Consider the following 980-nt stretch of genomic DNA (forward strand, 5'->3'; position numbering starts at 1 on the left):
GAGACCAAGCGCCTGTCGCGCGGCCGCGCGCAGGGCCCCGAGATGTCGCCCGGCGCCATGGCGGCGCTGGCCTATCCCGACAGGATCGGGCTGAGACGCCCCGGCGACGATCCGCGCTGGCTGCTCTCGGGCGGGCGCGGCGCGGTGATGGCGGCGAATGACGCATTGGCAGGCGCGCGGCTGATCGTGGCGACGGATCTGTCGGACGACGTGCCGGAGGCGAAGATCCGCATGGCCGCGCGGATCGAGGAGGCCGAGCTGCGCGAGATCTTCGCGGATCGGATCGAGGAGGTCGCCCTGTGCGATTGGTCCAAGCGCGAGAACCGGGTCGTGGCGCGGCTGCAGGAGCGGCTCGGCGCGCTGGCGCTCTCGGACCGGATCTGGCGCGACGCGCCCGAAGAGGCGGTGGCGCGCGCCATGCTGACCGGCGTGCGCCAGCTCGGCCTGCGCCCTTCGCCCGCCGCCGAACGGTTCCGCGCGCGGGTGATGCTGGTGCGGGCGGGCGGCACCGACCTTCCGGACCTCTCGGACGCGGCGCTGATGGAGACGCTGGAGGATTGGCTGCTGCCCTTTCTGGGCGGTGTGCGCAGCGCGGGCGACTGGAAAGGGTTCGACCTTCTGGGCCCGTGGAAAGCGATGCTCGACTGGGACCAGACCCAGACCCTCGACCGCGAAGCCCCGCCGGGCTTTACCACGCCGCTGGGGCGGCAGGTGCCGATCGATTACGGTGGCGCGGTGCCCGAGGTCTCGCTCAGGCTGCAAGAGGTCTTCGGCGTGACGCGGCACCCGACCGTGGGCGGCACACCGCTGAAGATGACGCTGCTGTCGCCCGCAGGCCGCCCGGTGCAGGTCACCGACGACCTGCCCGGCTTCTGGGCCAGCTCCTATTCGGACGTGCGCAAGGACATGCGCGGCCGCTATCCGCGCCACCCCTGGCCCGAGGACCCGACCGAGGCCGCACCGACGCTGCGCGCCAAGCC

General features: G+C 73.0%; 1 protein-coding gene. It reads left to right on the forward strand.

The features are described 5' to 3' along the window. Positions 1-980, forward strand: a 980-nt coding sequence (locus NHG85_RS17560) for an ATP-dependent helicase C-terminal domain-containing protein (RefSeq protein WP_305884606.1), incomplete at both ends; no start/stop codon positions are given.

The organism is Limimaricola litoreus (assembly GCF_024159025.1).
GTDB classification, from domain to species: domain Bacteria; phylum Pseudomonadota; class Alphaproteobacteria; order Rhodobacterales; family Rhodobacteraceae; genus Limimaricola; species Limimaricola litoreus.